The following is a 24,731-nucleotide window of genomic DNA, read 5'->3' as shown; positions in this document are numbered from 1 at the left end:
CACTATCAGCATCATCGAAGGAAAGGACTGGTATGAAGTCGAACGCGACGCTCAGAAAAGATACCCATCTCCTCGTCATCGGCGGGGCGCGTGGCCTGGGGTTCGAACTGGCCCGGACGGCATCGGAACAAGGCGTGCGAGTGACCGTCACCGGGCGGGACGCGCACGCCGCCGAGGCGCGGGCCGCCGAACTCGGGCCATCGGCTCGCGGGCTGGGCTGCGATCTGTTGGACGCCGGCTCCATGGGCCGGTTGTTCGCCGACCTCGACGTGGTCGACCACCTGGTGCTCACCGCCATCGAGCGGGACAACAACACCGTCGCCGACTTCCGCGCGGACGCCGCCGCACGGATGATGCTCATCAAGACGGTCGGCTACGCGAACGCCGTCGCGCACGCACTGCCCAAGCTCGACCCGGACGGCTCCGTGGTCATGTTCGGCGGCCTGTCCATGTGGCGGCCCTCCCCCGGGTCCACGACGATGTCGATGGCCAACTCCGCGATCCTCGGCTTGGTCAACTCCCTCGCGGTCGAGATCGCTCCGGTGCGGGTGAACGCCATCACGCCGGGCTCGGTCGCGGGAACAGCCGCGATCGACAACGCCGATCCGGTCCTCGCCGAGTTCTTCGAGGCGCAGCGTCAGCGCACGCCGGCCAAACGGCTGCCCAGTCCCGATGACATTGTCGCGGCGGTGCTGTTCCTGTTGACCTGCCGAGGCGTCACCGGCGAGAACCTCGTCGTGGATGCCGGCGCGCACCTGCTTTAGCGCGCCGGTCGATCCGTCGAGGGTCATTGGCGTCGTCAGTAGCCGCTGCTCAACCGCTCGGCTTCAACCCCTTCGACGACGCGGTGGCGTAGCTCGCCGAGCTGCTCCACCGCGAGCCGCACTTCGTTGCCGGGCGCCAGCCAGCCGCGAAAGGTGCCGGGATCGACGGCGTAGTGCTCGAACAGGCACCCGGTCTCGACCGTCCCGGAGCCGATGACGTCGCCTACCCGCAGCCGGGTTCCGCGGGCGGCGTAGGTGATCATGTCGGGGAAGCCCCAGTCGATCGTGTTCCAGCGCCCCCGGCTGACGAGGTCGCCGTCGACGTACCCGGTCATCTCCAGGTCGAAGGCCTGCCGGGAACGGAAGGGTTCCAGTTCGTCGGGTGTCACCAGCATGGGCCCGAGCGAGTTCGCGGTGTCCTTGCCTTTCGCCGGTCCCAGTCGCAGCGGCATCTCGTAGGTCTGTAGGTCGCGTGCGCTCCAGTCGCACAGCAGCATGTAGCCGGCGATGTGCGACTCGGCGTGCTTCAGGGGGATGTTCGCGCCGGCCTTCCCGATGACTGCCGCGATCTCCAGCTCGTAGTCGAACATCGCCGAATCCGGTGCGATGGGGACGTCGTCGTCGGGGCCGATCACGGCGGCCGGGTTGGAGAAATAGAACGGCGGGAACTGCGAATGCCGTTCGTCGACCGGCATGTCCGCGGCTTGCGAGAGGTTGCGCAGATGCTGCAGGAAGCCGACGCAGTCGCGCAGCGAACGCGGCTGGAGCGGGGCCCGCAAGGTCGCTTCGGCATACGGGATCCGCTCGACCGGCGAGGCAATGATGTGCTCGCCGGCCTGGCGCAGGTTCCCCTGGTCCAAGAGGTCGAGCAGGCTTGGCCCGGGTTCGGCTCCGAACACCTCCGCGTCATGCACGACGCCGACTCGGTCGCCACCCGCCGGGGATGCGTAGGTCACGAACCGCATTTCACGTCTCCTCTCGCAGCCGACTCAGCCGTCACCGGAACACGACCGTCCGGCGTCCGTCGAGCATGACCCGGTTCTCCAGGTGCCATTGGACGGCGCGGGCCAGGGCCAGCGCCTCGGTGTCGCGGCCCAGCGCGGTCACGCCGGCGGCGTCCATCGCGTGGTCGACGCGTTGCACCTCCTGCTCGATGATGGGCCCTTCGTCGAGGTCGGAGGTGACGTAGTGGGCGGTGGCGCCCACCAGCTTCACGCCCCGCCGGTAGGCCTGCTGGTACGGCTTGGCGCCCTTGAAGCTGGGCAGCATCGAGTGGTGGATGTTGATGGCCCGTCCCTCAAGCTTGGCGCACAGGCCCGGCGAGAGGATCTGCATGTAGCGGGCCAGGACGACCAGATCGGCTTCGAGCTCGTCCACAAGCCGGAGCAGTTCCGCCTCGGCCTCCGGCTTGGTGGCCGGGGTGACCGGCAGGTGCACGAACGGCACGCCTGCGAACGCCGCCAGCTGCTCAAGGTCTCGGTGGTTGGACACCACGGCCGCGACATCGGCGTTGAGCTGGCCGACCTTGACCCGATAGAGCAGGTCGTTGAGACAGTGGCCGAACTTGCTCACCATGATGATCAGGCGGGCGCGCCGAGTGGCGTCGGTGATCTTCCAGGTCATCAGGAACTCACGCGCCACCTCAGCGAATTCGGTGGTCAGCATAGCGATGCCGGGCGTCACGCCGTGCGCGGCCTGGAACGCCAAGCGCATATACAGGCGCGAGGCCTCACGGTCGATGAACTGATGGCTCTCGGTGATGGTGCAGCCCTGATCGGCCACGAATCCGGCCACGGCGCGGACGATCCCGGGCTGGTCAGGGCACGACAGGGTGACGATGACGTCGCTCAAGAGCCGACCTCCTTCCTACTGCGGCGAGGTGTCGCCACTGTCGCGGCGGGCGTCCCGCCAGGCGACGTACTCGGGGACTTGGTTGAAACTGAAGAAGTGAAGACCCTCGACCCCGGGCATCCCGGTGATCACGGAGATGAACGGGCTCGGGTCGTACGCGCGCCGGCGCAGGACGTTGCCGACCATGCCGTGCTGCTTGCCCAGGTAGCGAAGTGACTGGCCGACCCCGATCCTGAGCGAGAGCTCCGCCAGCTTGGCGAGCTTCACCGGTCCGGCGACGCCGGCCCGCAGCGGGAGTGAGATGCCGCGCTGTCGGGCCTGGGCGAGCCAGTCACGGACGACCACGCCGTCGAAGCACATCTGGCTGACCATGTAGGTAGCCAGCTGCTGCTTGCGTTCCAGGGCGGCCCACAGCTGGTCGTCGCCGATGAGCGGATGGCCCTCGGGGTAGCAGCTGACGCCCAGTCTGGCCAGCGCGTGCCCGTGCTCGTGCAGGTCCTCCAGGACCTGGCCGGCCTCGCTGTAGGGGCCGGCTGGCTTCTCGCTGTCGCCGCCGATGACATACAGGTCGGTGATACCGAGGTCCTGGATCCGGCTGACGAACTCGGTGAGCTCGCGGCGGCTGGTCACCATGCGGGCCGCGAGGTGCGGCACCACCCTTCGGCCGGAGTCGGCGGCGACGGCGCAGAACTGGAGGGTGCGGTCCAATCCGAACCTCGGCGAGCAGGTGATGGCCACCGTGGCGGCGGCGGGCGCGGCCTGGATCTGGTCCTGGGCGCCCTTGAGCGGGATGATCTCGATGGTCGCGTCCGCCAGGACAGGGCCGATGGTCAGCGGGTTCGATGATGATGCCAGGGACATGATGATCGTGGTCCTCCACGGATCGCTAAGCGAGCGGCCGGGTGCTCACGACAGCCCGGATTTCCCTGAGGGTGTGGGCCGTTTCGACAGTGGGACGCAGGCTGGGGCCTTGAGGGTCGCCCCAGAGCACGGTCACTTCGGTGCCGTCGACGGCCAGTTCCTCGTCGATCATGCACAGGGAGGACCAGGCGCCGACGTTGACGGTGTAGCCGGTGCGGTTGGAGATGCCGACCACCCGGCCGCCATGCATGATCGCGTCGTACTGGTAGGTGGCGTAGACGGCGTACGGGATCTGCAGGTACCTGGGCCGGTCTTGTTCGGGCCCGTACAAGCTGTCGCCGAGGAGCCGGGTGACGTCCTCTCGGTTCCATCGCAGCCAGACCTTGCGGCGGTGGGGTTCCTTCTTGCTCCGGCGCAGCGCGTCCGCGCCGATGAAGTCGTGGTCGAACTTGACGATGTTCGCATAGCCCAGTTCGTAGGGCGTGGGAACGTAGTCGTTGATGTCCTCGGAGACGAAGCTGCCACCCAGGGACGCGCCGGCCTCGAATCCCCCGGCGGGCAGCCACCGGCGGTAGGCCTCGGTGGCATCGCCGGCGTAGATGCCGGGCACCACAAGGCCGAACCATCCCGACTCCAACGCCGTGGTGGAATACGCGATCGCCCCGCCCTGCCGCAGCCCGTACTGCTCCCCGGCGGCCAGCAGCGCCTCCAGGACCTGCGGCCCGGACTCCACCGGCCCCCAGATCTCCAGCCCGGTCCTCTCCTGCCCCGGTATCCCGACCATGGTGTGGTTGAGCGCGTGAACCCGGATTCCGGCGATGTCGAAAGCCCCGATGTTGAAGAACTTGATCCGCGGAAGTGGAGCACCGTGCGCGGCCGAGACGATGTCGAGGGCGCGCGGGCCCTGCACCTGGTAGCGGAAGACGAGGCGCCTGCCCTTGTTGACCAGTGCGTTTTCATCGCGGCTGATCGCCACGTCATAGCCGCCCCGCTCGGCCTGGAAGGAAACCCAGTTCGCGGCGGCGGTGCCGCCCACGAGACTCACCTTCTCCTCGCCGAGCCCGAACAGGATCGCGTCGCCGACGTACTGGCCTGCTTCGTTGGCCACGACAAGCTGCTTGGCCTTCATCGGCCCGAAGGTGGCGAAGCTGTTGACGGCCACGTCGCTGAGCAGGCGCCGCACGTCGGGGCCTTCGAAATAGACATCGGTCATGTGGCGCATCTCGAACAGCACAGCGGTCTGCTGCCAGGACTTCTGCTCGTCCTGCCACGTGGTGAACTGGGGTGGGATGGGGAAGGGGTGCGCGCCGGCGTGCGTACTGCGCAGCATCCGCAGCGCCCCGCCGGCCCGGTTGATCTCGTCTTCGAGGCTTACGAAGGCCATGTCTCATCCCTTCCGCGCCGGCCTGCCGCCTGCGCCTGGGATAGAGACGTTACGAGCTGCTTCGCGGTCAGCCGAGTCGCCGACCGAACACGGGGGTGCCAGTTAGCGAACCGCGATTCGGCAGAGCGCGTTTTCGCGAACCGCGCCTCAGCCGACTAGCGAACCGTGGCGACGGGCGTTGTCGTTGTCGCTGCCTGGGACCGCAGTGTCGTGGCGGACCGCAGTGTCATGACGGGCCGGACACCGAACCGCTCGACATACCAGGTCGCGAACCGGCCGGCATGCCAGAAACCCCAGCGGCCGGCGACCCCGGTGACGGTGGTTCCGTCCCCGGAATGAGCGCGCAGCAGCTCGTCGTGGGCGCGCAGCAACCGCTGCTCCCGGACGAACTCCCGCGGCGTCTTGCCCAGTTCCTTTCGAAAGCCCAGCTCAAGCGCCCGGACCGTGACACCTACCGCACCGGCGAGCTCGGGGATCGTCCACGTGGCTTCTTCCTCAGCCGAAACCAGGTCGATCGCCTCGCGGACAGTGCGCCGACCCGGCCGCGCCTTCTCCCCCAACAGCGCAGCCCGGTAGTTGTGGTCGACCGAGAGCAGCACCGTGAACAGAATCTGCTCCTCGATGCGGCGCGCGACCACGGGCGGGAGCGGGGACAGCGGGTCCTTCTCGTCATGACTGGCCGCCAGCAGCTCGGCTGTCCCCGTCAGTGAACTGCGAGCCGAACCGGTGACCGGGCCCGACTGGATGCGCAGGTCGGTGGGCGGCGGCTCCAGGAGCAGGTTCCCGAGCGCGAGCTCGACCGCGTGCACGTCGACGCGCAGCGTGAGGACCGACGCCTGCGTACCGAACTCCGCATGCATGGTGTCGCGCGAGACGGTGACACCCGCCGTCTCCCCGGCCCGGACGTCGAACTCACGGCCCTGGTGACGCAGGTGGAGCCGGCCGCGGATGGGCAACAGGATCGCCAGGTAGTCGCGGTGGGCGGGACGGACCCGGTCCACGACCACATCGGTGCCGTAGGTCAGGTACAGCAGCGAGGCGGAATGGACTCGGACGGCGCGGCAGGTGGCCTCGAACCGGCGGTCGCGGTCGCGGACGACCAGCTGATTCGCGGACAGGACGGTCGCCGACAAGGCTGATGCCTGGGCGGGGTCCTTGGTGCGGTAGCGCTCGTAGGCACGCAACGGCCCGTCGCAGGAGCTTTCGTAGCCGCCTGCGTAGCGGCCTTCTTGCGGGGTGACGGCGCTGTCGCGATCGAGCATTCCGTTCTCCTCCCGATCTCCCGTCGGTTCGTCAGCTCATCGGCTAGTCCGGCGTGGAGTTCATCAAGTCGCTCGTCAGCAAAGTCCGCGTGGTCTGCCGGATGTGGGCTTCCAGCAGGCTGGTCGCGAGCCCGACGTCCCGGGCGATCGCCGCGTCCGCGATCTCGGTGTGCTCCTTGTGCACGTCGCGTTCTTCCCGCACCGCCCCGGGCCGGGCCCACCGCCGGTAGATCTCGGCCGAGTCGTAGGGGCCGCGGCGCAGCTCCATCAGCAGCGGGCTTGCGCAGCCGGACACGAGCGCCGCGTGGAACGCGGCATGGGCGTCGGACCAGGCGTCGGAGACCCCGTTGGGATCATCGGGCTCGCTCACGGGCGTCCGGCCGAGCCGGTAGAGGGCGGCGACGACGGAGGTCTCCCAAGACAGGTCGGCGCACTCGATGGCCCAGCGCAGGGCGAGGGTTTCGATCTCGACCCGGACCCTGGTCAAGTCTTCGAGGCCGGCCCGGTCCAGTGGCACAACGGTGAAACCGAGCTGCGGTTCGGAGCGGACCAGGCGCTGCTCGGACAGGCGGGTCAGCGCCTCGCGCACAACGGAGAGGCTGACGCCGAACCGTTCACAGAGGGGACCGACTTTGAGCCGGCTACCGGGCGGGATGCGCGCGGCCAGGATGTCCGAGCGGATCTCGTTGTAGACCTCCAGCGAGCGGGTCGATCCGCGCTTGCTGTTCAGCTGGCCCATGGACCCAGTGTAGCGCGGCGATCGATTAAAGTGATGAGTCAAGGCGAAATCAAAAATAATCGATATTCTAGGCAATGATCGGTGACTGGAGTACGCGCGGTCTTGATGTGAAGCGGCCCCTATCTCGGCCACTGACGCGGCGCAGCACGAACCGCTCCCCCGGAAGGACCTCACGGCGTTGTCGCCGGATCTCCTCGCCAGCTCCCCGTCGCACAGGCGTTGCCGGGGCTGGCGCAGTTGACCTCGACGCGGACGCGAGTCCCTCACCCGTGCGGGTGGTCAGGCGCGGGACGGCGGGGAAGGCGCGCGGGACCGGCGCTGTAGCCCTCGGCTCGTTCTCGACACAGCACACCAGGGCGGCCGCGGCGAGGCGGCGGAGGCCACGGCGGCAGCGTAGTTTCAGTCGGCCGTGCGGTGGCGGGCATCCCGGCGTGCCCGGCGGGTGTTCTCGTCGACGGCGCCGATCGCCTCGGCCAGGCCGGGATGGCCTGCTTCCAGGTGTGGCCGGGCCTGTTCCAGGGGCCCGAGCAGGTCGGCGGCGTCATCGCCGCCCAGGGCGTGGCGCACGGCGGCCACGTCGTGCGCGGCGCCGCGAGGCAGGTCGGTCAGGGCGCTGATCTGTCCGGCCAGCTGGCGGAGACCGGCGGCGTTGTCTCGGGCCCAGGCCCGGGCGGCGCGGTCGCCGGCCCGCCGGTCCCGCTCGGCGGTCACCCGCTGCTCCCCGGTCACCGGTCCCGGCGTGGCCGAGGGGCGCAGCCGCAGGAACCGGCGCTCGGCGGCCTGGCGGCTGGCCACTCCCAGGGCCGGGGCCAGTTCGACCCAGCTGGTGCCCCGGCGCCTCGCGGCCTCGATCAGCTCCGGCTCCCATCCGGCGATTTCGGCCCGCAGCTCGCGCAGGAGCGTGAGCGCGGCCAGGACCTGGGGGCCGCTCAGCGGTCCGCCGCCGGCTCCTGCCGGCCCCGCAGCCGTGACCGGCGCGGCGCGGAGGGCCGATACCGCCGCCAGCACCTGGTCCAGCGCCGACCCGGCATCCAGGGCTGTCGCAGCCTCCGCTTCCCCCTGGGTGCCCTGCGGGCCGTTCACCTGGCCATTCACAATGTCATCCGTTCGCCGACTGGAGCATTTGCCATCGTTTGGATGACATGTTACAACGGTGTCGAAGACACGTCGACGGACCGCCGTCGACCCGGACACCGGAGGTGAACCCCATGTTGATGCGCACCGACCCGTTCCGTGACCTGGACCGCTTCACCCAGCAGCTGCTCGGGACCGCCGCCGCGGGCACCTGGTCGCGCCCGAACCCGATGCCGATGGACGCCTACCGGCGCGGTGAGGAGTTCGTGGTCTGCCTCGATCTGCCCGGCGTGTCGCCGGACGCCGTCGATGTCGGCGTCGAGCGGAACGTGCTGACGGTCAAGGCCGAACGGCGCCCCGCCGAGACCGGGGACGCGGAGATGCAGATCTCCGAGCGCCCGCTGGGCGTGTTCTCCCGCCAGCTGTTCCTGGGCGACGCCCTGGACGCGGACGACATCAAGGCCGACTACGACGCCGGGGTGCTGACGCTGCGGATCCCGGTCGCCGAGGCGGCCAAGCCTGGCAAGGTGGAGATCACCACGGCTGGCCGCCGCAAGGAGATCAACGCCTGACCACCGGCTCCCACGGCCGCGGGCCCCCGCCACGATCAGCAACCCGGACAGATGGGCGCAGAGGGCACCGCCGGCCGCGGGCCCCGCCCGAGGCGCATGCGACGTCCCGCGCACGAGACCCGGCCGACCCGGGCCTGGAAGCGGTCCATGACGCGCTCGAAGCCGGGGACGGCGAGGCCCCACGTCGACGTCGATCGCCCCGCCGGTCTGGGCCGAACACCGCCGGCCAGGCCCATGACTACATCCGGGCCGCGTGCCCGCCCAGGCAGCGGCCCCGTCAGGACAGTCCACAAAAGGGGAAGGAGAACGATGGCCATGCAATGGGATGCGTTCCTGACAGCCGTCCAGGAGCGCGGCGCCTACCCCGATCGGCGTGAAGCCGAGCGAGCGGCCCGCGTCGTGCTCGCTTTGCTGGGTGCGCACCTGGCGGGCACCGTCCGCGCGGAGCTGGCCGCCCGGCTGCCCGAGACGTTCACGCTGACCCTGCTCGACCCGCCGCGAGCGGACGAACCGCTGGACCCGCGGCGGTTCCTCCGAGCCACCGCGGCCTGGATCGAGGGCGCCACCGAGCAGACCGCGACCTGGGACGTCAGCGCGGTGCTGTCGGTGGTCGCCGACGCCGCCGGCCCCGAGCTCACCCACCGCCTGCTACGGCAGCTCCCAGACGGCTACGACCTGCTGTTCGGATACCCGCGGCACACGCGGTCCGGCCCCGGGGATCCCGCCGTCGCCGATCAGGAAAGGACCGATGCGGCCATGACCGTCGGCACTGGGCGCCGTCAGCATGCGGAACCGTGACCGGCTCGCGGGGCAATGCTCGCGATGGTAGGAACGAAAGTGCCCCCTTTAATACGATCCATCCGGCCACGGCATCATGAGCATGCCCTACCGGGCGGCTCACACCGGCGCCGACCTGAGCAAGGAGCGTCCCATGGCGAAAGCGGTAGGGATCGACCTAGGCACGACCAACTCGGTCATCGCGATCTGGGAGGGCGGCGAGCCGACGGTCATACCGAATGCCGAGGGCGCACGGACCACGCCGTCCGTGGTGGCCTTCACCGAAGACGGCGAACGCCTGGTCGGGCAGCTTGCCCGGCGCCAGGCGATCCTCAATCCCAAGGGCACGGTCTATTCCGCCAAGCGCTTCATCGGCCGGCACTTCGACGAGGTGTCCGACGAGGCGAAGGCAGTCGCCTTCGACGTGGTCGAGGGGCCCGGCGGGACGGCCCGCATCGACGTGCGCGGCAAGCAGTACGCCCCCGAGGAGATCAGCGCCTTGGTGCTGCGCAAACTCGCCGAGGACGCGTCCAAGTCGCTCGGCGAGAGGGTGACCGAAGCGGTGATCACCGTGCCGGCGTACTTCAACGACGCCCAGCGGACCGCCACCAAGGACGCCGGGAAGATCGCCGGGCTCGAGGTGCTGCGCATCATCAACGAGCCCACCGCCGCGGCCCTGGCCTACGGCCTGGACAAGTTGGGGCACGAGACGGTTCTCGTCTTCGACCTGGGCGGCGGGACGTTCGACGTCAGCCTGCTGGATGTGGGTGACGGTGTCGTCGAGGTGCGCTCCACCGCCGGCGACAGCCATCTGGGCGGTGACGACTTCGACCGGCGGCTGGTCGACTATCTGGCCGACGGCTTCCAGAAGGCCAACGGGATCGACCTCAGGAGCGACCCGCAGGCACTCCAGCGGCTGTTCGAGGCGTCGGAGAAGGCCAAGACGGAGCTGAGCTCGGTCTCCCAGACCCAGGTCAACCTGCCGTTCATCACCGCCGACGCCGCCGGCCCCAAGCACCTGACCGAGACGGTGCGCCGGTCGACCTTCGACCAGATCACCGCGGACCTCGTCGAGCGCTGCCTCGGCCCGGTCGAGCAGGCCATGGCGGACGCGAAGGTCACCGCGAGCGACATCGACGAGGTCATCCTGGTCGGCGGCTCGACCAGGATCCCCGCGGTGCAGGCGCTCGTGAAGCGCTTGACCGGCGGCAAGGAACCCAACATGTCCGTCAACCCCGACGAGGTCGTCGCGCTCGGCGCGGCCGTCCAGGCCGGGGTGCTCAAGGGCGAGGTGAAGGACGTCCTCCTGCTGGACGTCACGCCGCTGTCACTGGGCGTGGAGACCCACGGCGGCGTCATGACGAAGATCATCGAGCGGAACACCACCATCCCGGTGCGCCGCTCGGAGGTCTTCTCCACCGCCGACGACAACCAGGGCGCGGTGGACGTGGTCGTGTTGCAGGGCGAGCGGGAGGCCGCAGCCGACAACCGCGTGCTCGGCCGGTTCCGGCTGGAGAACATCCGGCCCGCCCCGCGTGGCGAGCCGAAGGTCGAGGTCACGTTCGACGTGGACGCCAACGGCATCCTCAACGTCAGCGCGAAGGACAAGGACACCGGCGCGGAGCAGGGCATCACGATCAGCGAGGGCTCGAACCTGGATCCCGCGGAGGTCGAGCGGATGGTCGCCGAGGCCGAGCAGAACCGGGCCCAGGACCAGAGCCTGCGCCAGGCCGTGGACGCGCGCAACGAGCTGGACGCGGTCGCCTACCAGGTCGAGAAGCGGCTGTCTGAGCTCGGCGGCGAGGCACCGCAGCACGAGCGGGCGCGGGCCGAACTGCTCATCGGTGACGCGCGCGAGGCGGTCAAGGACGAGGCACCGCTGGACCGCGTCCGCACGCTGACCTCGGAGCTGCAGCAGATCTACCAGTCCCTCGCCGGCCGCCGTCCCGGCGGCGACAGCGGGGCCGGCGGGACCGGCGCGACGAGCGCCGGCGGCCAGGACACCACGTCGGCCGACGGCGAGGACGACGACGTCATCGACGCGGACTTCGACCGGAGCTGAGGGGCGTCGCCATGGTCCACGATCTGGGCGCTCCCGAGAGCGGCGACATGTCCGGCGACGAGGTGAACGACGTCCGGGACGGGTCCCGCGGTCAGGAGACCGCCACCGGGCGACCGTCCCCCGACGCCGACGCGCTGGCAGCCACCGTGAAGGACCTTGAAGACCGCTGGCGCCGCGCGCTGGCCGACCTGGACAACACCCGCAAGCGGCACGCTCGCGAGCTGAGCCAGGCGGCCGAGGCCGAGCGCCGCCGGGTCACGCTGGCCTGGCTCCCCGTGGTGGACAACCTGGAGCTCGCCCTGGAGCACTCCCAGGGCGATCCGGCGGCCCTCATCGACGGTGTGCGGGCGGTGCGGGATCAGGCGGTCGCCCTGCTCGCCTCGCTCGGCTATCCGCGCGAGGACGAGACCGGCGTGCCGTTCGACCCCGTTCGACACGAGGCGACCGGCATGGTCGACGAGCCCGGCGCACCGCCCGGAACGGTCGTCAGGGTATTGCGACCGGGCTACGGCGAGCCGCCCGAGCGCCAACTGCGTCCGGCGGCCGTGCTGGTCAGCCGCAAGCAGGAGTGAGCCGTCATGGCCCGCGACTATTACGAGGTGCTGGGCGTCTCGCGGGACGCGAGCGCGCAGGAGATCCAGCAGGCTTTCCGGAAGCTCGCCCGGCGCCTCCACCCCGACGTCAACAAGGACCCGGCGGCGGAGGAGCGGTTCAAGGAGATCAACGACGCCTACCAGGTGCTGTCGGACCCGAAGACCCGCGCCCGGTATGACCGGTTCGGGCCGGACTTCCGGCAGATCCCGGAGGACTACGACGAGCGGGTGGCCGCGGCCCAGGCGGCCCAGGGCGCGCGCGCCGGCGGGTTCGGGCGCGGTCGCGCCGGTGCCGGTGCCGGTGCGGGCTTCGGCGGCGCCGGCTTCCAGGGTTCCCCGGTCGACTTCGAGGACCTGTTCGGCGGCATGTTCGCCCGTCCGGGAGCCGGCCGGGTCGCCGGCGCGGACCAGACAGCCGACCTGGAGCTGAGCGTCGAGGAGGCGTTCCACGGAGGCCGGCGGAAGATCACCATCGGGGGTCCGGGCGGCGGGCGCGAGTACGAGGTCGACATCCCGGCCGGGGTCGTGGACGGTCAACGCATCCGGCTGGCCGGGCAAGGCGGGCGCGGGTACGGCGACGGGCCGCCCGGCGACCTCTACCTCGTCGTGCACATCAGGCCGCACCGCCGCTACCGGCTTTCCGGCCGGGACATCACCGTGGATCTGCCGGTCAGTCCATGGGAGGCGGTCCTGGGCGCCACCGCGCCGGTCGCCACCCCTGCCGGGACGGCCAAGGTCGTGGTCCCCGCGGGTTCCTCGACCGGCCGGAAGTTGCGGCTGCGCGGCGAGGGCATGCCCAACCCGAAGGGCTCGCCCGGGGACCTCTACGCCGAGGTCCGGATCATGGTGCCGTCCTCACCCACCGATCGGGAGCGGGAGCTGTTCGAGCAGCTGGCCGCCGTCTCGGACTTCGACCCGAGGAGGCAGATATGACTGCCCGCCAACCGCCATTCGGGGGACCGGCTGACCAGGTCGGTTCCGAGGTGCGCTTCCCGATGGTCGTCGTGGCGCACCCGGCCGACCGCGGCCTGCTGAGCCTGGAGGATGTCGCGCGCCGCTGCGGGGTCCATCCCCAGCTGATCAGCCGCTTCGTGACGCTCAGCCTCGTCCAGGCACGCCGGGACGAGGCCGGACGGCTCTGGTTCGACGCGCGCGCCCCGGCGACTGTCGCCCGGGCGCTGCGGCTGCATGCCGGACTCGGCCTCAACTACGCCGCCCTCGGACTGGTCCTGGACCTGCTGGACCGGATCGAGCGGCTGGAAGCCGAACTGCGCCGCGATGGGCGCCGGAGGTAAGGAGCAGAAGCCGTGGATATGAACCGCCTCACCCAGAAGTCCCAGGAGGCGCTGCAGGAGGCGCAGACCGTCGCCGTGCGGCTGGGACACACCGAGGTCGACGGCGAGCATCTGCTGATCGCTCTGCTCGACCAGCCCGAGGGCCTCGTTCCCCGGCTACTGGACCAGGCCGGCGCCGACATCGAGAGTCTGCACGCGGACCTGAGCGCCGACCTGGCCAAGCGTCCTCGCACGACCGGCCCCGGAACTGCCCCGGGCCAGGTCGTCCTCACCCAGCGGCTGTCCCGGCTCCTGGACGCGGCCGAGCGCGAGGCCAGACGCCTCAAGGACGAGTACGTCTCGGTGGAGCACCTGGTCCTGCCGCTCATCGAGGAGGGCTCTGCCACCTCCGCCGGGCGTCGGCTGAAGGAACGCGGAGTGACGCGGGACAGCTTCCTCACGGCCCTGACAAAGGTGCGCGGCAACCAGCGGGTGACCTCGGCTACCCCGGAGGGGTCCTACGAGGCGCTGGAGAAGTACGGGCGCGACCTGGTCGCCGAGGCGCGCTCCGGGAAGCTCGACCCGGTGATCGGCCGGGACGCCGAGATCCGCCGCGTCGTCCAGATCCTCAGCCGCAAGACCAAGAACAACCCGGTGCTCATCGGCGAGCCCGGCGTCGGCAAGACGGCCATCGTCGAGGGACTGGCCCAGCGCATCCTGCGCGGCGACGTGCCCGAAGGGCTGCGCGACAAGACGGTCTTCTCCCTGGACATGGGTGCCCTGATCGCCGGGGCCAAGTACCGAGGGGAGTTCGAGGAGCGGCTCAAGGCGGTGCTGTCGGAGGTCAAGGCCGCCGAGGGCCGGATCCTGCTGTTCGTCGACGAGCTGCACACCGTGGTCGGCGCGGGGGCGGCCGAGGGCACGATGGACGCGGGCAACATGCTCAAGCCGATGCTGGCCCGCGGCGAGCTGCACATGATCGGGGCCACCACTTTGGTGGAGTACCGCAAGTACGTCGAGTCCGACGCCGCCCTGGAGCGCCGCTTCCAGACCGTCATGGTCGACGAGCCCACCGTCGAGGACGCCGTCTCGATCCTGCGGGGACTGCGTGAGCGTCTGGAGATCTTCCACGGCGTGAAGATCCAGGACGGCGCGCTCGTCGCCGCGGCGACCCTGAGCCACCGCTACATCACCGACCGGTTCCTCCCCGACAAGGCCATCGACCTGGTCGACGAGGCGTGCGCCCGGCTCCGCACCGAGATCGACTCCATGCCGGCCGAACTCGACGAGCTCACCCGCCGGGTCACCCGTCTGGAGATCGAGGAGGCCGCGCTGGCCAAGGAGAAGGACCGCGCCAGCCAGGACCGCCTGGCAGACCTGCGCCGCGAGCTCGCGGACCTGCGTGCCGAGGCGGACTCCAAGCGCGCGCAGTGGGAGGCCGAGCGGCAGGCCATCCGCAAGGTCCAGGAACTGCGCCAGAAACTGGAGCAGGCCCGGCAGGAGGCCGAGCAGGCCGAGCGCGCCTACGACCTGAACCGGGCCGCCGAACTGCGCTACGGGGAGATCGCCGAACTCGAACGGCGGCTGGTGGCCGAAGAGCAGCAGTTGTCTGCGAAGCAGGGCCAGACCCGGCTGCTGCGCGAAGTGGTCACCGCCGACGAGATCGCCGAGATCGTGTCGGCCTGGACCGGTATCCCGGTGTCCCGACTGGAGGAGGGCGAGCGGGAGAAGCTGCTGCGGCTGGAGGAGATCCTTCGGCAGCGGGTGATCGGCCAGGACGAGGCCGTCCAGCTGGTCGCCGACGCCGTCATCCGGGCCCGTTCCGGCATCCGGGACCCGCGCCGGCCGATCGGCTCGTTCATCTTCCTGGGCCCCACCGGGGTCGGTAAGACGGAGCTGGCCAAGACCCTGGCGGCGGCGCTGTTCGACAGCGAGGACAACATGGTGCGGCTCGACATGAGCGAGTACCAGGAGCGGCACACCGTCAGCCGTCTGATCGGCGCGCCTCCCGGATACGTGGGCTATGAGGAGGGCGGCCAGCTGACCGAGGCCGTGCGCCGCAAGCCCTACTCGGTGGTGCTGTTCGACGAGGTGGAGAAGGCGCACGCGGACGTCTTCAACACCCTGCTGCAGGTCCTCGACGACGGCCGGATCACCGACTCCCAGGGGCGGACCGTCGACTTCCGCAACACCGTGATCATCATGACGTCCAACCTGGGCTCGCAGTATCTGCTGCAGGGCGCCACCGCCGACGGCGAGATCAAGCCGGACGTCAGGGAGCTGATCATGCAGGAGCTGGGCGGCCACTTCCGTCCGGAGTTCCTCAACCGGGTCGACGACGTGGTCGTCTTCCGGCCGCTCGGCCTGCCCCAGATCGAGCGGATCGTCGACCTGCTCTTCGAGGAGCTGCGCCGGCGCCTGGCCGAACAGCGCATCACGCTGCACCTGACCGAGCAGGGCCGCCGCCTGATCGCCGAGGAGGGCTTCGACCCGGTCTACGGCGCCCGGCCGCTGCGCCGTTTCATCTCGCACGAGGTGGAGACGAAGATCGGCCGCGCGCTGCTGGCCGGCGGGGTCCGTGAGGGATTGACCGTGGTGGTGGATGCCGAGGGCGGGGAGCTGACCGTCGACTTCGAGGAGACCGACGAGGACGGCGCCAGCCGCGCGGAGCCGGATCCGGGGAACCACGCCGGACAGAGCAGGGTGTCGTGAGCGCCGCGACCAGGGTGGTCCGCTGCCCGAACTGCCAGAAGAAGAACAGGGTTCCGGCCGTGGCCCAGGGGCGGCCCGAGTGCGGCAATTGCCACCACCTGCTGCCGTGGATCGCCGACGCCGACGACGCCAGCTACGCCCAGGTCGTGGCGAAGGCGGGCATCCCGGTGCTGGTGGACATGTGGGCGACCTGGTGCGGCCCGTGCCGGATGGTGAGCCCGGCGCTGGAGCAGGTGGCCACCGACCTGGCCGGCCGCATCAAGCTGGTCAAGGTCGACGTGGACGCCTCCCCCGCGCTCTCTCGGCGTTTCGACATCAAGGCCGTGCCCACGCTGCTGGTGACCGACCGGGGCGAGGTGATCGCCCGGCAGTCCGGGGCCGCTCCCGCGCCGGTGCTGCGCCGATGGGTGGATCAGGCCCTCGCGAGCCGCCGCCCGGCGGAGGCCGGCGCCCCGGATTCCGGAGACGTCTCGTGAGCCGGGCCCTGCCCGACCCGCACCTGGCCCTGGTCCGGCCGGTCACGCCGCGCACGCCGCAGGGCTGCCAGGAGTGCCTGCGGCTCGGCACACCGTGGGTGCACCTGCGGTTGTGCCTGACCTGCGGGCATGTCGGGTGCTGCGACTCCTCACCGATGAAGCACGCCCGAGCTCATGCCCACGCCGCCACGCACCCGATCGTCCGTTCCCTGGAACCGGGCGAGGACTGGCGCTGGTGCTACATCGACGAGGCCTACGTATGAGTACCGCGACCGAGACGCCGGACCTGGACGGCGCGTTCCCCCGGCTGACCGACTCGCAGATCGCCGTCTTCGCCGCCCGAGGCGAACGCCGCCCGGTCCAGGCCGCGGACGTGCTGTTCCGGGCGGGGGAACCCGTCGGCCACTTCTTCGTCGTGCTCGCCGGCCTGGTCGCGATCATCGACGGCGCCGGCCCGGACGAGGGCGTCGTCCGGGTCCACGGCCCCGGCCGGTTCCTGGGCGAGATCGGGCTGCTGGAGGGTCAGGCCGCCGTCTTCCTGGCCGCCCAATCACCGCACGTCTACCTGGTGGTGCAGGGTGAGGACCTGTCGAAGGACATGTCGCGCTATCTCGTCGACCGCATCGAATCCGACCCCCGCATCGAGGTGCTGCTGAACACCGAGGTACGCGCCGCGGAAGGCGACAAAGCCATCGCGTCAGTGGTCGTCGAAGACAACCGCACCGGCGAACAGCGGACGCTGCCGGTCGGAGCGCTGTTCGTGTTCATCGGAGCGAAGCCCGGCACCGAGTGGCTGGCCGGCACCCTGGCCCTGGACGACCGCGGCGCGGTGCTCACCGGCCACGCCGCCGCCGATTCCGGCCGCGCGCGGCACTGGCGGCATCTGGCCCGCGAGCCCTACGTACTCGAGACGAGCCGACCGGGAGTTTTCGCGGCCGGCGATGTGCGCAGCGGCTCCATCAAGCGCGTCGCCTCAGCCGTGGGGGAAGGATCGATGTCCGTCCGCCTGGTGCACGAGTACCTCCGGGAGACAGGAGCTTCGGCCGATCGGTGACCCTGAGGATGCGCTCGCGAGCCGCCCAAGAGTCCAGGTGAGGTCGTTATGAACACGAGCAAACCGAGGGGAGTGGCACGATCCCGGTGCGGTTCACTCCCCCACCGACAGCGGCGGGTCCAGGAACGTCAGCGTCGCCGCCGCCGTGTCCAGCCGGGCCCGCACGCCCAGCGGCAGCGACTGCATGAACACCCCGTGCCCGATGTCCGCACCGAGCAGCACCGGGACGCCGAGGTCGCCGAGGCGGTCGGCGAGCAGTTCCTCGACCTCGGCCAGCGGGCCGCATTCGTCCCAGGTGCCGCACAGGATGCCGCGGACGCCGTCGAGGTAGCCGGAGCGGCGCAGGTGGGTCAGGACCCGGTCCAGGCGGTAGGGCTGCTCGCCGACGTCCTCCAGGAACAGGATGCCGTCGCGCGCCGGGACCGAGAACGGGGTGCCCACGGAGGTGGAGATCAGGCTCGCGGTGCCGCCGACCGTCACGCCCTCGGCGACGCCGGGGACCAGGGCGCGGGTGTCCTGGAACAGCAGCTCGGTGCACTTGTGCGGGGTCAGCAGCAGGCGGGTCAGCCCTTCGAAGGACGGGACGCCGGAGCGGAACATCACGCTGGACACCAGCGGGCCGTACACCGACATCCAGCCGAACCGGGTCCGCACCGCCTCGATCAGGGCCGTGACATCGGAGAAGCCGACCACGATGCGCGGTTCCGGCGTCCCCAGCGCGTCCCAGTCCAGCAGTTCCAGCGCGCGCTGCACCCCGTACCCGCCGCGCGCGCAGAACACGGCCGTGTACCCCGGCTCCCCCAGTGCCCGCGCCAGGTCGTCGGCCCGCACCTTGTCGTCGGCGGCCAGATACGGATACGGCCCCACCGACCGCGCCGACGGGAACACCTCCGGCACCAGCCCCACGCTCCGCAGCGCCGCCAGCCCGAGATCGAGCTCCTGCCGCCCGGGCGGCCCGCTGAGCGCGATGACGGCGACGCGGTCGCCGGCCTTCAGAGCCCGGGGCGCGAGGAGGGATTGCATGATCCGACTCTCTCACGGCGGAGCGGGGATGATCGAGGGTCGGCGGAGTCACGGGCCTTCTCCGCTACCGCACAGTCGCTACCAGACCATCGCTGCCGAACGGTCAGCCGAGGTCCATCGGGGCCTGGGTGGTCAGACAGAACGGGTGGCCGGCCGGGTCGATCAGCACCCGCCACTCCTCCGGTGCGGGCTGGTACGCCGCCCGAGTCGCCCCGAGCGAGAGCGCCAGGCTCTCGGCTCGTTCGAGGTCTGCGACGGCTACATCCAGGTGCATCTGCTTGGGCGTGGGCCCGCTCGGCCAGTCCGGCGGCACGTAGCCTGCCACGCGCTGGGTGGTCAGCAGGAATCCCGCGCCCTTCAGCGCGACGACGTCATCGCTGTTCAGAAAGACCTCCAGCCCCAACAGGTGCTGGTAGAAGCTCGCGAGCCCGTGCGGGTCGTCCGTATCGAGCGAAACCCCGGCGAGGCGGGCGATCGTCGTCATGGCCGCAGACCATACTGCCCGGCTCTGACACCCGAAGGAACGCACGAAGGTGCGCCCGAAGGAGCCCGCAAAGGAGCCCTCGAAGAAGCCCGCTTACTCTCAGACGCGCGCCCTCGTCACCGGACCGAGGCCGGGATGGCCTTGTCGATGAGCACGGCGGCGATGGCGGCGGCGGTCGGGAAGGCGTCGGCGTTGAGGACCCGGGTGCGCGCCGAGGCGCCGTCGAGGAGCAGCGCCAGTTGCTCGCCGAGTTGTTCGGGATCGGTGGCGCCGGCTTCGCGGGCGGTCTCGGCGAGCCGCGCGGCGACGGCCGCCTTGTAGTCGTGGGCCTGCTGGCGTGCCGGGTGTTCGGGGTCGTGGATCTCGACGGAGGCCGCGATGTAGGGACACAGGGGCGTGAGGTTCTGCGGCCCGGTCTTGGGCACGTCGAAGGCGGCGAGGAGCCGTTCGCGGGGCGTGAGGTCGGTGCGGTCGAACACCCCGGGCATGACGTCGGGATCGAACCGGCGCAGGTACTCGGTGACGAGTTCGTCCTTGCCGGTGAAGTGCTGGTACGCCGTGCGCTTCGACACCTGGGCCACCGCGCAGAGCTGGTCCATGCCGGTGTGGTTGATGCCTTGCTCGCGGAACAGCTGTTGTGAGGCGCCCAGGATGCGCTCGCGCGCGCCCCGGCCGCGCCGCAGGCCTTGGGGGCCCTTCTCCAACTCCGTCATGCCCCCAGCTTAGCCCCGTTCGGTACCGATCGGTGTACATAGCTTGCGCCATCGGGCGTCGGCCGCTAGCTTAAGTACACAGATCGGTGTGCATAGCTGTCTGGAATAGCCGCCAATTCATCTGGAACATCCACCACTTCAAGGGAGCGATCATGGGCAAGCTCGATGGCAAGGTAGCGGTGATCACGGGCGGAACGACCGGCCTGGCGCTGGCCGGGGCCAAGCTGTTCGTCGACGAAGGAGCGCATGTCTTCATCACCGGCCGGCGGCAGGAAGCGCTGGACGAGGCCGTGAAGCTGATCGGCGAGAACGTGACCGGCGTGCGGGGCGACTCGGCCGACCTGGCCGACCTGGACCGGCTGTTCGCCACGGTCAGGCAGGAGAAGGGCGCGGTCGACGTGCTGTGGACGAGCGCCGGGACCGGCGAGCAGCGCATGCTCGGCGAGATCACGGAAGAGCACTTCGAGGCCACGTTCGGACTGAACGCGCGCGGCACGCTGTTCGCGGTGCAGAAGGCGCTGCCGCTGTTCAACGACGGCGGCTCGATCTTCATGACCGGGTCGAGCGCCTCACTCAAGGGCTACCCCGGGTGGAGCGTGTACGCGGCCAGCAAGGCCGTGCAGCAGGCCTACGCCCGCGTGTGGCTGGCCGAGTTGAAGGACCGGCGGATCCGAGTCAACGTGCTGACCCCGGGCCAGGTCGCCACCGCCAAGCAGGAGGAACTGTTCGACGAGGCGACGAAGCGGCAGTTCGAATCCCTGATCCCGCGGGGAAAGATGGGCAGCCCCGAGGAGATCGCGACCGCCGCGCTGTTCCTGGCCTCGGACGACTCCAGCTATGTGAACGGGATGGAGTTGGTCGTCGACGGCGGCACCACGGCGATCTGAGCGACGACAGCAACGGCAGCCCTTCGGCACTACCCCTCGAACCGCACCGACCTCGGCGCCTTCTCCACCGGCTCCGGCAGTACCAGCGCCCCGCGAGCCGGCGGGCTGATCCGCCCGAGTACCCGCTCCCCCGAGGCGCCGGTGCAGGCCGCGACCGTTCCCGGCAGACCGTGGGCCGTGAACCAGCCGATCAGCGCGAAGGCGATCGCCTCCTTCGCGTCGGAGGGGACCTTGTACGCGTCCGAGCGCAGCACCTCGACGCCGGGCAGGCGCTTGGCGATGCGCTTCATCAGCTCCGGGTTATCGGCGCCGCCGCCGGAGACCGCCAGGGTGGCGATGCCGTGCGAGCGGACGGCGTCGACCACGGTCATCGCGGTGAGGGTGGCCAGGGTCGACATCAGGTCCTCGGGGGTGAGGTCCGGGAAGGCCTCGATGTGGGCGGCCAGGTACGCGTCGTGGAACAGCTCCTTGCCGGTGGTCTTCGGCGGGCGCCGGGCGTAGTAGGGCTCTGCCATCAGCGCCGCGAGCAGGCCGGGGTGGACCAGGCCGGCGGCGGCGAGGCGGCCGTCGCGGTCGTAGGGTTTGCCGGTCAGCCGGCGGCAGGCGGCGTCCAGCAGGGCGTTGGCCGGGCCGATGTCGAACGCCACCGGCGGGTCGGCGACGACCGTCAGGTTGGCGATGCCGCCCAGGTTCAGGGCGCCGACCGGGCCGGGCAGGCCGCGCAGCAGCAACAGGTCCAGCAGCGAGACCAGGGGCGCGCCCTGGCCGCCGGCCGCCACGTCGGCGGTGCGGACGTCGGAGACCACCGGGACGCCGACCCGTTCGGCGATCCAGGCCGGCTGGCCCAGTTGCAGCGTGCCGAGCACCGCGCCGTCCTCGGTCCAGTGGAACAGGGTCTGGCCGTGCGAGCAGACCAGGTCCACCGGGCCCGCGGCCTGCACGGCCTGCCACGCCGCCGCCGCGAACGCCTGGCCGATCCCGGTGTCCAGGCGGCAGACCGCGCCGAGGTCGGTCGGGTTCGGCGGCAGCGCGGCGATGATCTGCGCGCGCAGGTCGTCCGGGTACGGGACGTGGCCGGCGTGTTCGAGCACGCCGACCAGCACGTCGCCGTCGAGCCGGAAGTCCACCAGCGCGACGTCGATCGCGTCGTGGGAGGTGCCGGAGCTCAGACCCAGGACTCTCACGCGCTCGCGGCTCCGACCTCGACGCCGACCACGCGGCGGGATTCCGGATAGAAGCACGCGTGTACGTGTCCGGAGCCGTCTTCGGCGGCGGCCGCCTCCCCCTGCCCCGCCGCGTCCAGCCCGAACGGGACCAGGACCGGATGCTTCTCAGCACACTGCGCACCGGCGAACGGGCACCGCGGCTGGAACAGGCACCCCGGCGTCGGCGTCCGCTCGTCCAGCGCCGCGGTCGGTGCCGTCCGGTCCGGCCCCGGCTCCTCCAGCCCGCGCATGACCGGCACCGCCGAGAGCAGGCACTGGGTGTAGGGGTGCACCGGCGAAAGGATCACCTCGTCGGTCAGCCCGCGCTCGACGACCTCGCCCCGGTAGATCACGTGCAGCTCGCCGCCGTCGCCGACATACCGCGCGGTGGCCACGTCGTGCGTGATGAACACCAGCGAGATCCCCAGCCGGGCCCGCAGGTCGCGCAGCAGGCTCAGGATGCCCAGCCGCATCGAGACGTCGATCATCGAGACCGCCTCGTCGGCGATCAGCACCGTCGGGTCGACGGTCAGCGCTCGGGCGATGACCACGCGCTGCCGCTGCCCGCCGGAGAGCTGGTGCGGGTATTTCGGCAGCACCGCGGTCGGCTCCAGGCCGACCAGCGTCAGCAGCTCGGCGGCGCGCTCGCGCCAGCTGCCGGCCTGCTCGCCGGCCGCTGCCTTCTCCCGGGCCCGCATCCGCAACGGATCGCCGAGCGTCGCCTCGACCGTGCGGGTCGGGTTCAGCGCCGAATACGGGTCCTGATGGATCATCTGGATCCGGCGGAAGTACTTCTCCCGCTGCCGGGGCCGCAGCTTGGACAGCTCGACGCCGTCCACGACCAGCTCGCCGCCGTCGAAGGTCTCCAGCCCGGTGAGGATCTTGCCGAGCGTGGTCTTGCCGCAGCCGGACTCGCCGATGAACGACACCGCGCCGCCGTCGGGCAGGGTGAAGTCGACGCCGCGCAGCGCGCGCACGGTGCGGTCGCCGGTGAACGAGCCGTGGGTCTGGTAGGTGCGGGTGATACCGCGGGCCTGGATCATGCCGGCTCCCCAACGGCCGCGGGCGTCCCGGTGGTCCCGGTCAGCACGGGTCCGGTCAGCACAGTGGACGGTTCTACGTGGCAGGCGCGCCGCCGGCCGCTCTCGAAGGTCTCCAACTCCGGCTCGGTCTGGGCGCAGACCTCGACCGCGAACGGGCAGCGGTCCCGGAAGACGCAGCCGGCCCGGGCCACGGTGGTCAGGTCCGGCGGCCGGCCGGGCAGCGCGCGGGCGCCGTCCACGTCGCCGGTGATCCGGGCCGTGGCCCCTATCAGGGCCTTGGTGTAGGGGTGGGTGGGCCGGCGCAGCACGTCCAGCAGCGGGCCGTCCTCGACGATCCGGCCGCCGTACATCACCGCCAGCCGGTCGGCGATCTCGGAGATGGCGCCGATGTCGTGGGTGATGATCAGGGTGGACAGCTGGTTCTCGTCGTGCACCTTGCGCACGATGTCCAGCACCGAGGCCTGGGACAGCATGTCCAGCGCGGTGGTCGGCTCGTCCAGGATCAGCACCTTGGCGTTCAGCACCAGCGCGAACACGATGCCGACCCGCTGGCGCATGCCCCCGGACAGCTCGTGTTGGTAGGAATCCAACACCCGGTCACCGTCCAGGCCCATCCGGTTGGCCAGATCCTTGGCCCGGGCGATCAGCGCCCGCAGGTCGCCGACCTCATGCGAGCGCCCCAAGTCCAGCAGCTGCCGGCCGATGGTCTTCAGCGGGTTCAACGAGTTCTGCGACGCCTGGAAGACGTAGCCGATGGCCCCGCCGCGCGCCTTGCGCAGCTGCTTGCCGCCCAGCCGCGTGAGGTCGCCGACCCCGGCCACCTCGATGGTGCCGCCGGCGATCCGGCCCGGCGCCGGCACCGCGTTGAGCAGCGACAGCGCCAGCGTGGACTTGCCGGAGCCGGACTCGCCGACCAGACCGGTGATCTGCCCGGCCCGCAGGTCCAGGGAAGCCCCGGCCACGGCCGGCAGCCAGCCGACCGACGTCTGGTACTCGACCGTGAGATCGCGTACTTCTACCTCGCTCACACGCGCTCCCTCAGCCGCGGGTTGAACAGTTCGTCGATGGCGTCCAGGAAGAGCACGATGCCCAGCGTCAGCACCAGGATGCAGACCAGCGGCGCCAGCAGATAGATCAGCGCGGACGGGGTCTCCATCGCCCCGCCGGAGAAGACCGCCTGGTTCAGCATCACGCCCCAGTTGGTGCTGGAGAAGGGCACCAGGCCGAGGAAGAACAGGCCGACCTCGGCGCCGATGAACGCGATCATCGACAGCATCAGCTGCATGGCCGCGTAAGGCGCGACGTTCGGCAGCATCTCCTTGAGCAGGATGTGCCGCCGGGACAGGCCCAGCCCGCGCGCCGCCTCCAGGAACCCACGCTCGCGCAGCGACAGCGCCTGCGAGCGCACGGCCCGGGCGACGCCGCCCCAGCCGGTGACGCCCAGGATCAGCCCCATCTTCCAGGGGCTGCCGAAGTTCCACACCGTGGACAGGATGATCAGTAGCGGCAGGCCCGGGATGGTCAGGACGAAGTCGGTCAGCCGCATCAGGGCACTGTCGGTCAGGCCGCGCTGGTAGCCGGCGACCAGGCCGATCGTGACTCCGAACAGGCTGGTGAACAACGCCGACAGGGCGGCGGTGGCCAGCACGTAGCGCGCGCCGGTCACCACCTCCTGGAGCACGTCGGAGCCGGCGAAGTCGGTGCCCAGCCAGTGCTTGGCGCTGGGGGCCGCGTACAGCGAGTTCGGGTCGACGGCCAGCCGGCCGTAGAACCAGGGCCCGCAGATCGCCAGCAGAACGAAGAACACGATGATGGCCAGCCCGATGATGCGGCCGGGCTTGCGGGTCACGGCCTTGCGGAAGGCCGTCAGCGCCGGGCGGCGGCTGCGTACCGACGCGGCCAGGGTGGCGGTGGCGGCCAT

25 protein-coding genes and 1 pseudogene are annotated in these 24,731 nt (G+C 70.6%); 12 read left to right on the top strand and 14 right to left on the bottom strand.

Features of this window, described 5'->3' with window-relative positions:
- Positions 1–32 precede the first annotated feature (32 nt).
- Positions 33–764, top strand: a complete 732-nt coding sequence (locus tag IZR01_RS04475) for an SDR family oxidoreductase (RefSeq protein WP_194922983.1) — start codon at positions 33–35, stop codon at positions 762–764.
- Positions 765–799: 35 nt separating this feature from the next.
- Here IZR01_RS04475 and IZR01_RS04470 read toward each other — a convergent pair whose 3' ends face one another.
- The 7 genes from IZR01_RS04470 to IZR01_RS04440 form a co-directional block, all read right to left on the bottom strand.
- Positions 800–1,729 carry a fumarylacetoacetate hydrolase family protein gene (locus IZR01_RS04470; RefSeq protein WP_194922982.1) on the bottom strand — a complete coding sequence of 310 codons (930 nt, stop codon included), beginning with the start codon at positions 1,727–1,729 and terminating at the stop codon, positions 800–802.
- A gap of 31 nt (positions 1,730–1,760) precedes the next feature.
- Positions 1,761–2,615, bottom strand: coding sequence for a formyltetrahydrofolate deformylase (purU, locus tag IZR01_RS04465; RefSeq protein WP_194922981.1), 855 nt, complete (start codon positions 2,613–2,615; stop codon positions 1,761–1,763).
- Positions 2,616–2,630: 15 nt separating this feature from the next.
- A complete protein-coding gene (locus IZR01_RS04460; RefSeq protein WP_194922980.1) occupies positions 2,631–3,476 on the bottom strand; it encodes a methylenetetrahydrofolate reductase in 846 nt (281 codons plus the stop codon).
- Between the two features lie 25 nt (positions 3,477–3,501).
- The gene (locus IZR01_RS04455) at positions 3,502–4,860 is read right to left on the bottom strand and encodes an aminomethyl transferase family protein (RefSeq protein WP_194922979.1); all 1,359 of its coding nucleotides are present in this window, start codon (positions 4,858–4,860) and stop codon (positions 3,502–3,504) included.
- 155 nt (positions 4,861–5,015) lie between these two features.
- Complete coding sequence (locus IZR01_RS04450) at positions 5,016–6,122, bottom strand: helix-turn-helix transcriptional regulator (RefSeq protein WP_194922978.1); 1,107 nt, start codon at positions 6,120–6,122, stop codon at positions 5,016–5,018.
- A 43-nt stretch (positions 6,123–6,165) separates the two neighbouring features.
- Positions 6,166–6,861: a GntR family transcriptional regulator gene (locus IZR01_RS04445; RefSeq protein ID WP_194891477.1), complete on the bottom strand. Its 696-nt coding sequence runs from the start codon at positions 6,859–6,861 to the stop codon at positions 6,166–6,168.
- Positions 6,862–7,260: 399 nt separating this feature from the next.
- Positions 7,261–7,956, bottom strand: a complete 696-nt coding sequence (locus tag IZR01_RS04440) for an HSP18 transcriptional regulator (protein WP_323746906.1) — start codon at positions 7,954–7,956, stop codon at positions 7,261–7,263.
- A 113-nt stretch (positions 7,957–8,069) separates the two neighbouring features.
- On the opposite strand from IZR01_RS04440, the gene IZR01_RS04435 reads away from it, so the two are divergent.
- The 10 genes and pseudogenes from IZR01_RS04435 (at position 8,070) to IZR01_RS04390 (ending at position 17,455) form a co-directional block, all read left to right on the top strand.
- Positions 8,070–8,507 (top strand): Hsp20/alpha crystallin family protein, encoded by a 438-nt coding sequence (locus IZR01_RS04435; RefSeq protein ID WP_194922977.1) that lies wholly within the window; start codon positions 8,070–8,072, stop codon positions 8,505–8,507.
- A gap of 309 nt (positions 8,508–8,816) precedes the next feature.
- A pseudogene (locus IZR01_RS04430) lies at positions 8,817–9,203 on the top strand (DUF2267 domain-containing protein); the annotation flags it as partial.
- Positions 9,204–9,438: 235 nt separating this feature from the next.
- Positions 9,439–11,346, top strand: coding sequence for a molecular chaperone DnaK (gene dnaK / locus IZR01_RS04425; RefSeq protein ID WP_194922976.1), 1,908 nt, complete (start codon positions 9,439–9,441; stop codon positions 11,344–11,346).
- Between the two features lie 47 nt (positions 11,347–11,393).
- Positions 11,394–11,918, top strand: a complete 525-nt coding sequence (locus IZR01_RS04420) for a nucleotide exchange factor GrpE (protein ID WP_438939608.1) — start codon at positions 11,394–11,396, stop codon at positions 11,916–11,918.
- 6 nt (positions 11,919–11,924) lie between these two features.
- Complete coding sequence (locus IZR01_RS04415; RefSeq protein WP_194891472.1) at positions 11,925–12,872, top strand: DnaJ C-terminal domain-containing protein; 948 nt, start codon at positions 11,925–11,927, stop codon at positions 12,870–12,872.
- Positions 12,869–13,234 carry a chaperone modulator CbpM gene (locus IZR01_RS04410; RefSeq protein WP_194922975.1) on the top strand — a complete coding sequence of 122 codons (366 nt, stop codon included), beginning with the start codon at positions 12,869–12,871 and terminating at the stop codon, positions 13,232–13,234. The genes IZR01_RS04415 and IZR01_RS04410 overlap by 4 nt, the downstream gene beginning before the upstream one ends.
- Positions 13,235–13,246: 12 nt before the next feature.
- Entirely contained in the window at positions 13,247–15,925 is a 2,679-nt protein-coding gene (gene clpB, locus IZR01_RS04405; RefSeq protein ID WP_194922974.1) for an ATP-dependent chaperone ClpB, read from the top strand.
- Entirely contained in the window at positions 15,922–16,401 is a 480-nt protein-coding gene (gene trxA, locus IZR01_RS04400; RefSeq protein WP_194891469.1) for a thioredoxin, read from the top strand. The genes clpB and trxA overlap by 4 nt, the downstream gene beginning before the upstream one ends.
- Entirely contained in the window at positions 16,398–16,664 is a 267-nt protein-coding gene (locus IZR01_RS04395; RefSeq protein WP_323746068.1) for a UBP-type zinc finger domain-containing protein, read from the top strand. The genes trxA and IZR01_RS04395 overlap by 4 nt, the downstream gene beginning before the upstream one ends.
- Positions 16,661–17,455 (top strand): FAD-dependent oxidoreductase, encoded by a 795-nt coding sequence (locus IZR01_RS04390; RefSeq protein WP_194891467.1) that lies wholly within the window; start codon positions 16,661–16,663, stop codon positions 17,453–17,455. The genes IZR01_RS04395 and IZR01_RS04390 overlap by 4 nt, the downstream gene beginning before the upstream one ends.
- A gap of 93 nt (positions 17,456–17,548) precedes the next feature.
- Here the strand turns inward: IZR01_RS04390 and IZR01_RS04385 are convergent, their stop codons facing one another.
- The 3 genes from IZR01_RS04385 to IZR01_RS04375 form a co-directional block, all read right to left on the bottom strand.
- On the bottom strand, positions 17,549–18,478 hold the full coding sequence (locus tag IZR01_RS04385; RefSeq protein ID WP_194891466.1) for a S66 peptidase family protein: 930 nt from the start codon (positions 18,476–18,478) through the stop codon (positions 17,549–17,551).
- Between the two features lie 103 nt (positions 18,479–18,581).
- Entirely contained in the window at positions 18,582–18,962 is a 381-nt protein-coding gene (locus tag IZR01_RS04380) for a VOC family protein (protein WP_194922973.1), read from the bottom strand.
- A 116-nt stretch (positions 18,963–19,078) separates the two neighbouring features.
- Entirely contained in the window at positions 19,079–19,675 is a 597-nt protein-coding gene (locus IZR01_RS04375) for a TetR/AcrR family transcriptional regulator (RefSeq protein WP_194922972.1), read from the bottom strand.
- Positions 19,676–19,827: 152 nt separating this feature from the next.
- Between IZR01_RS04375 and IZR01_RS04370 the strand changes: the two genes are divergently transcribed.
- Positions 19,828–20,562, top strand: a complete 735-nt coding sequence (locus tag IZR01_RS04370; RefSeq protein ID WP_194922971.1) for an SDR family NAD(P)-dependent oxidoreductase — start codon at positions 19,828–19,830, stop codon at positions 20,560–20,562.
- Positions 20,563–20,591: 29 nt separating this feature from the next.
- On the opposite strand, the gene IZR01_RS04365 is transcribed toward IZR01_RS04370, so the two are convergent.
- Genes IZR01_RS04365 through IZR01_RS04350 form a run of 4 tightly spaced genes read right to left on the bottom strand, consistent with a single transcriptional unit; the run spans position 20,592 to position 24,731 of the window.
- On the bottom strand, positions 20,592–21,746 hold the full coding sequence (locus IZR01_RS04365) for an anhydro-N-acetylmuramic acid kinase (RefSeq protein ID WP_194922970.1): 1,155 nt from the start codon (positions 21,744–21,746) through the stop codon (positions 20,592–20,594).
- Entirely contained in the window at positions 21,743–22,810 is a 1,068-nt protein-coding gene (locus IZR01_RS04360) for an ABC transporter ATP-binding protein (RefSeq protein WP_194922969.1), read from the bottom strand. Before IZR01_RS04360 ends, IZR01_RS04365 begins: the two co-directional genes overlap by 4 nt.
- Entirely contained in the window at positions 22,807–23,838 is a 1,032-nt protein-coding gene (locus IZR01_RS04355; RefSeq protein WP_194922968.1) for an ABC transporter ATP-binding protein, read from the bottom strand. The genes IZR01_RS04360 and IZR01_RS04355 overlap by 4 nt, the downstream gene beginning before the upstream one ends.
- Positions 23,835–24,731 (bottom strand): ABC transporter permease, encoded by an 897-nt coding sequence (locus IZR01_RS04350; RefSeq protein ID WP_194891459.1) that lies wholly within the window; start codon positions 24,729–24,731, stop codon positions 23,835–23,837. The genes IZR01_RS04355 and IZR01_RS04350 overlap by 4 nt, the downstream gene beginning before the upstream one ends.

It is taken from the genome of Catenulispora pinisilvae (genome assembly GCF_015356865.1).
Lineage (GTDB): Bacteria > Actinomycetota > Actinomycetes > Streptomycetales > Catenulisporaceae > Catenulispora > Catenulispora pinisilvae.
Note: the sequence above shows the minus strand (reverse complement) of the source record. Positions and strands in the feature narration are given on the sequence as shown.

What these genes read in the sequence shown, in the direction of transcription:
- IZR01_RS04475 (WP_194922983.1), top strand. Translation starts at nt 33, where the DNA reads ATGAAGTCGAACGCGACGCTCAGAAAAGATACCCATCTCCTCGTCATC.
- IZR01_RS04470 (WP_194922982.1), bottom strand. Translation starts at nt 1,729, where the DNA reads ATGCGGTTCGTGACCTACGCATCCCCGGCGGGTGGCGACCGAGTCGGC.
- IZR01_RS04460 (WP_194922980.1), bottom strand. Translation starts at nt 3,476, where the DNA reads ATGTCCCTGGCATCATCATCGAACCCGCTGACCATCGGCCCTGTCCTG.
- IZR01_RS04455 (WP_194922979.1), bottom strand. Translation starts at nt 4,860, where the DNA reads ATGGCCTTCGTAAGCCTCGAAGACGAGATCAACCGGGCCGGCGGGGCG.
- IZR01_RS04450 (WP_194922978.1), bottom strand. Translation starts at nt 6,122, where the DNA reads ATGCTCGATCGCGACAGCGCCGTCACCCCGCAAGAAGGCCGCTACGCA.
- IZR01_RS04445 (WP_194891477.1), bottom strand. Translation starts at nt 6,861, where the DNA reads ATGGGCCAGCTGAACAGCAAGCGCGGATCGACCCGCTCGCTGGAGGTC.
- IZR01_RS04435 (WP_194922977.1), top strand. Translation starts at nt 8,070, where the DNA reads ATGTTGATGCGCACCGACCCGTTCCGTGACCTGGACCGCTTCACCCAG.
- dnaK (WP_194922976.1), top strand. Translation starts at nt 9,439, where the DNA reads ATGGCGAAAGCGGTAGGGATCGACCTAGGCACGACCAACTCGGTCATC.
- IZR01_RS04420 (WP_438939608.1), top strand. Translation starts at nt 11,394, where the DNA reads ATGTCCGGCGACGAGGTGAACGACGTCCGGGACGGGTCCCGCGGTCAG.
- IZR01_RS04415 (WP_194891472.1), top strand. Translation starts at nt 11,925, where the DNA reads ATGGCCCGCGACTATTACGAGGTGCTGGGCGTCTCGCGGGACGCGAGC.
- IZR01_RS04410 (WP_194922975.1), top strand. Translation starts at nt 12,869, where the DNA reads ATGACTGCCCGCCAACCGCCATTCGGGGGACCGGCTGACCAGGTCGGT.
- IZR01_RS04390 (WP_194891467.1), top strand. Translation starts at nt 16,661, where the DNA reads ATGAGTACCGCGACCGAGACGCCGGACCTGGACGGCGCGTTCCCCCGG.
- IZR01_RS04385 (WP_194891466.1), bottom strand. Translation starts at nt 18,478, where the DNA reads ATGCAATCCCTCCTCGCGCCCCGGGCTCTGAAGGCCGGCGACCGCGTC.
- IZR01_RS04380 (WP_194922973.1), bottom strand. Translation starts at nt 18,962, where the DNA reads ATGACGACGATCGCCCGCCTCGCCGGGGTTTCGCTCGATACGGACGAC.
- IZR01_RS04375 (WP_194922972.1), bottom strand. Translation starts at nt 19,675, where the DNA reads ATGACGGAGTTGGAGAAGGGCCCCCAAGGCCTGCGGCGCGGCCGGGGC.
- IZR01_RS04370 (WP_194922971.1), top strand. Translation starts at nt 19,828, where the DNA reads ATGGGCAAGCTCGATGGCAAGGTAGCGGTGATCACGGGCGGAACGACC.
- IZR01_RS04360 (WP_194922969.1), bottom strand. Translation starts at nt 22,810, where the DNA reads ATGATCCAGGCCCGCGGTATCACCCGCACCTACCAGACCCACGGCTCG.
- IZR01_RS04350 (WP_194891459.1), bottom strand. Translation starts at nt 24,731, where the DNA reads ATGGCCGCCACCGCCACCCTGGCCGCGTCGGTACGCAGCCGCCGCCCG.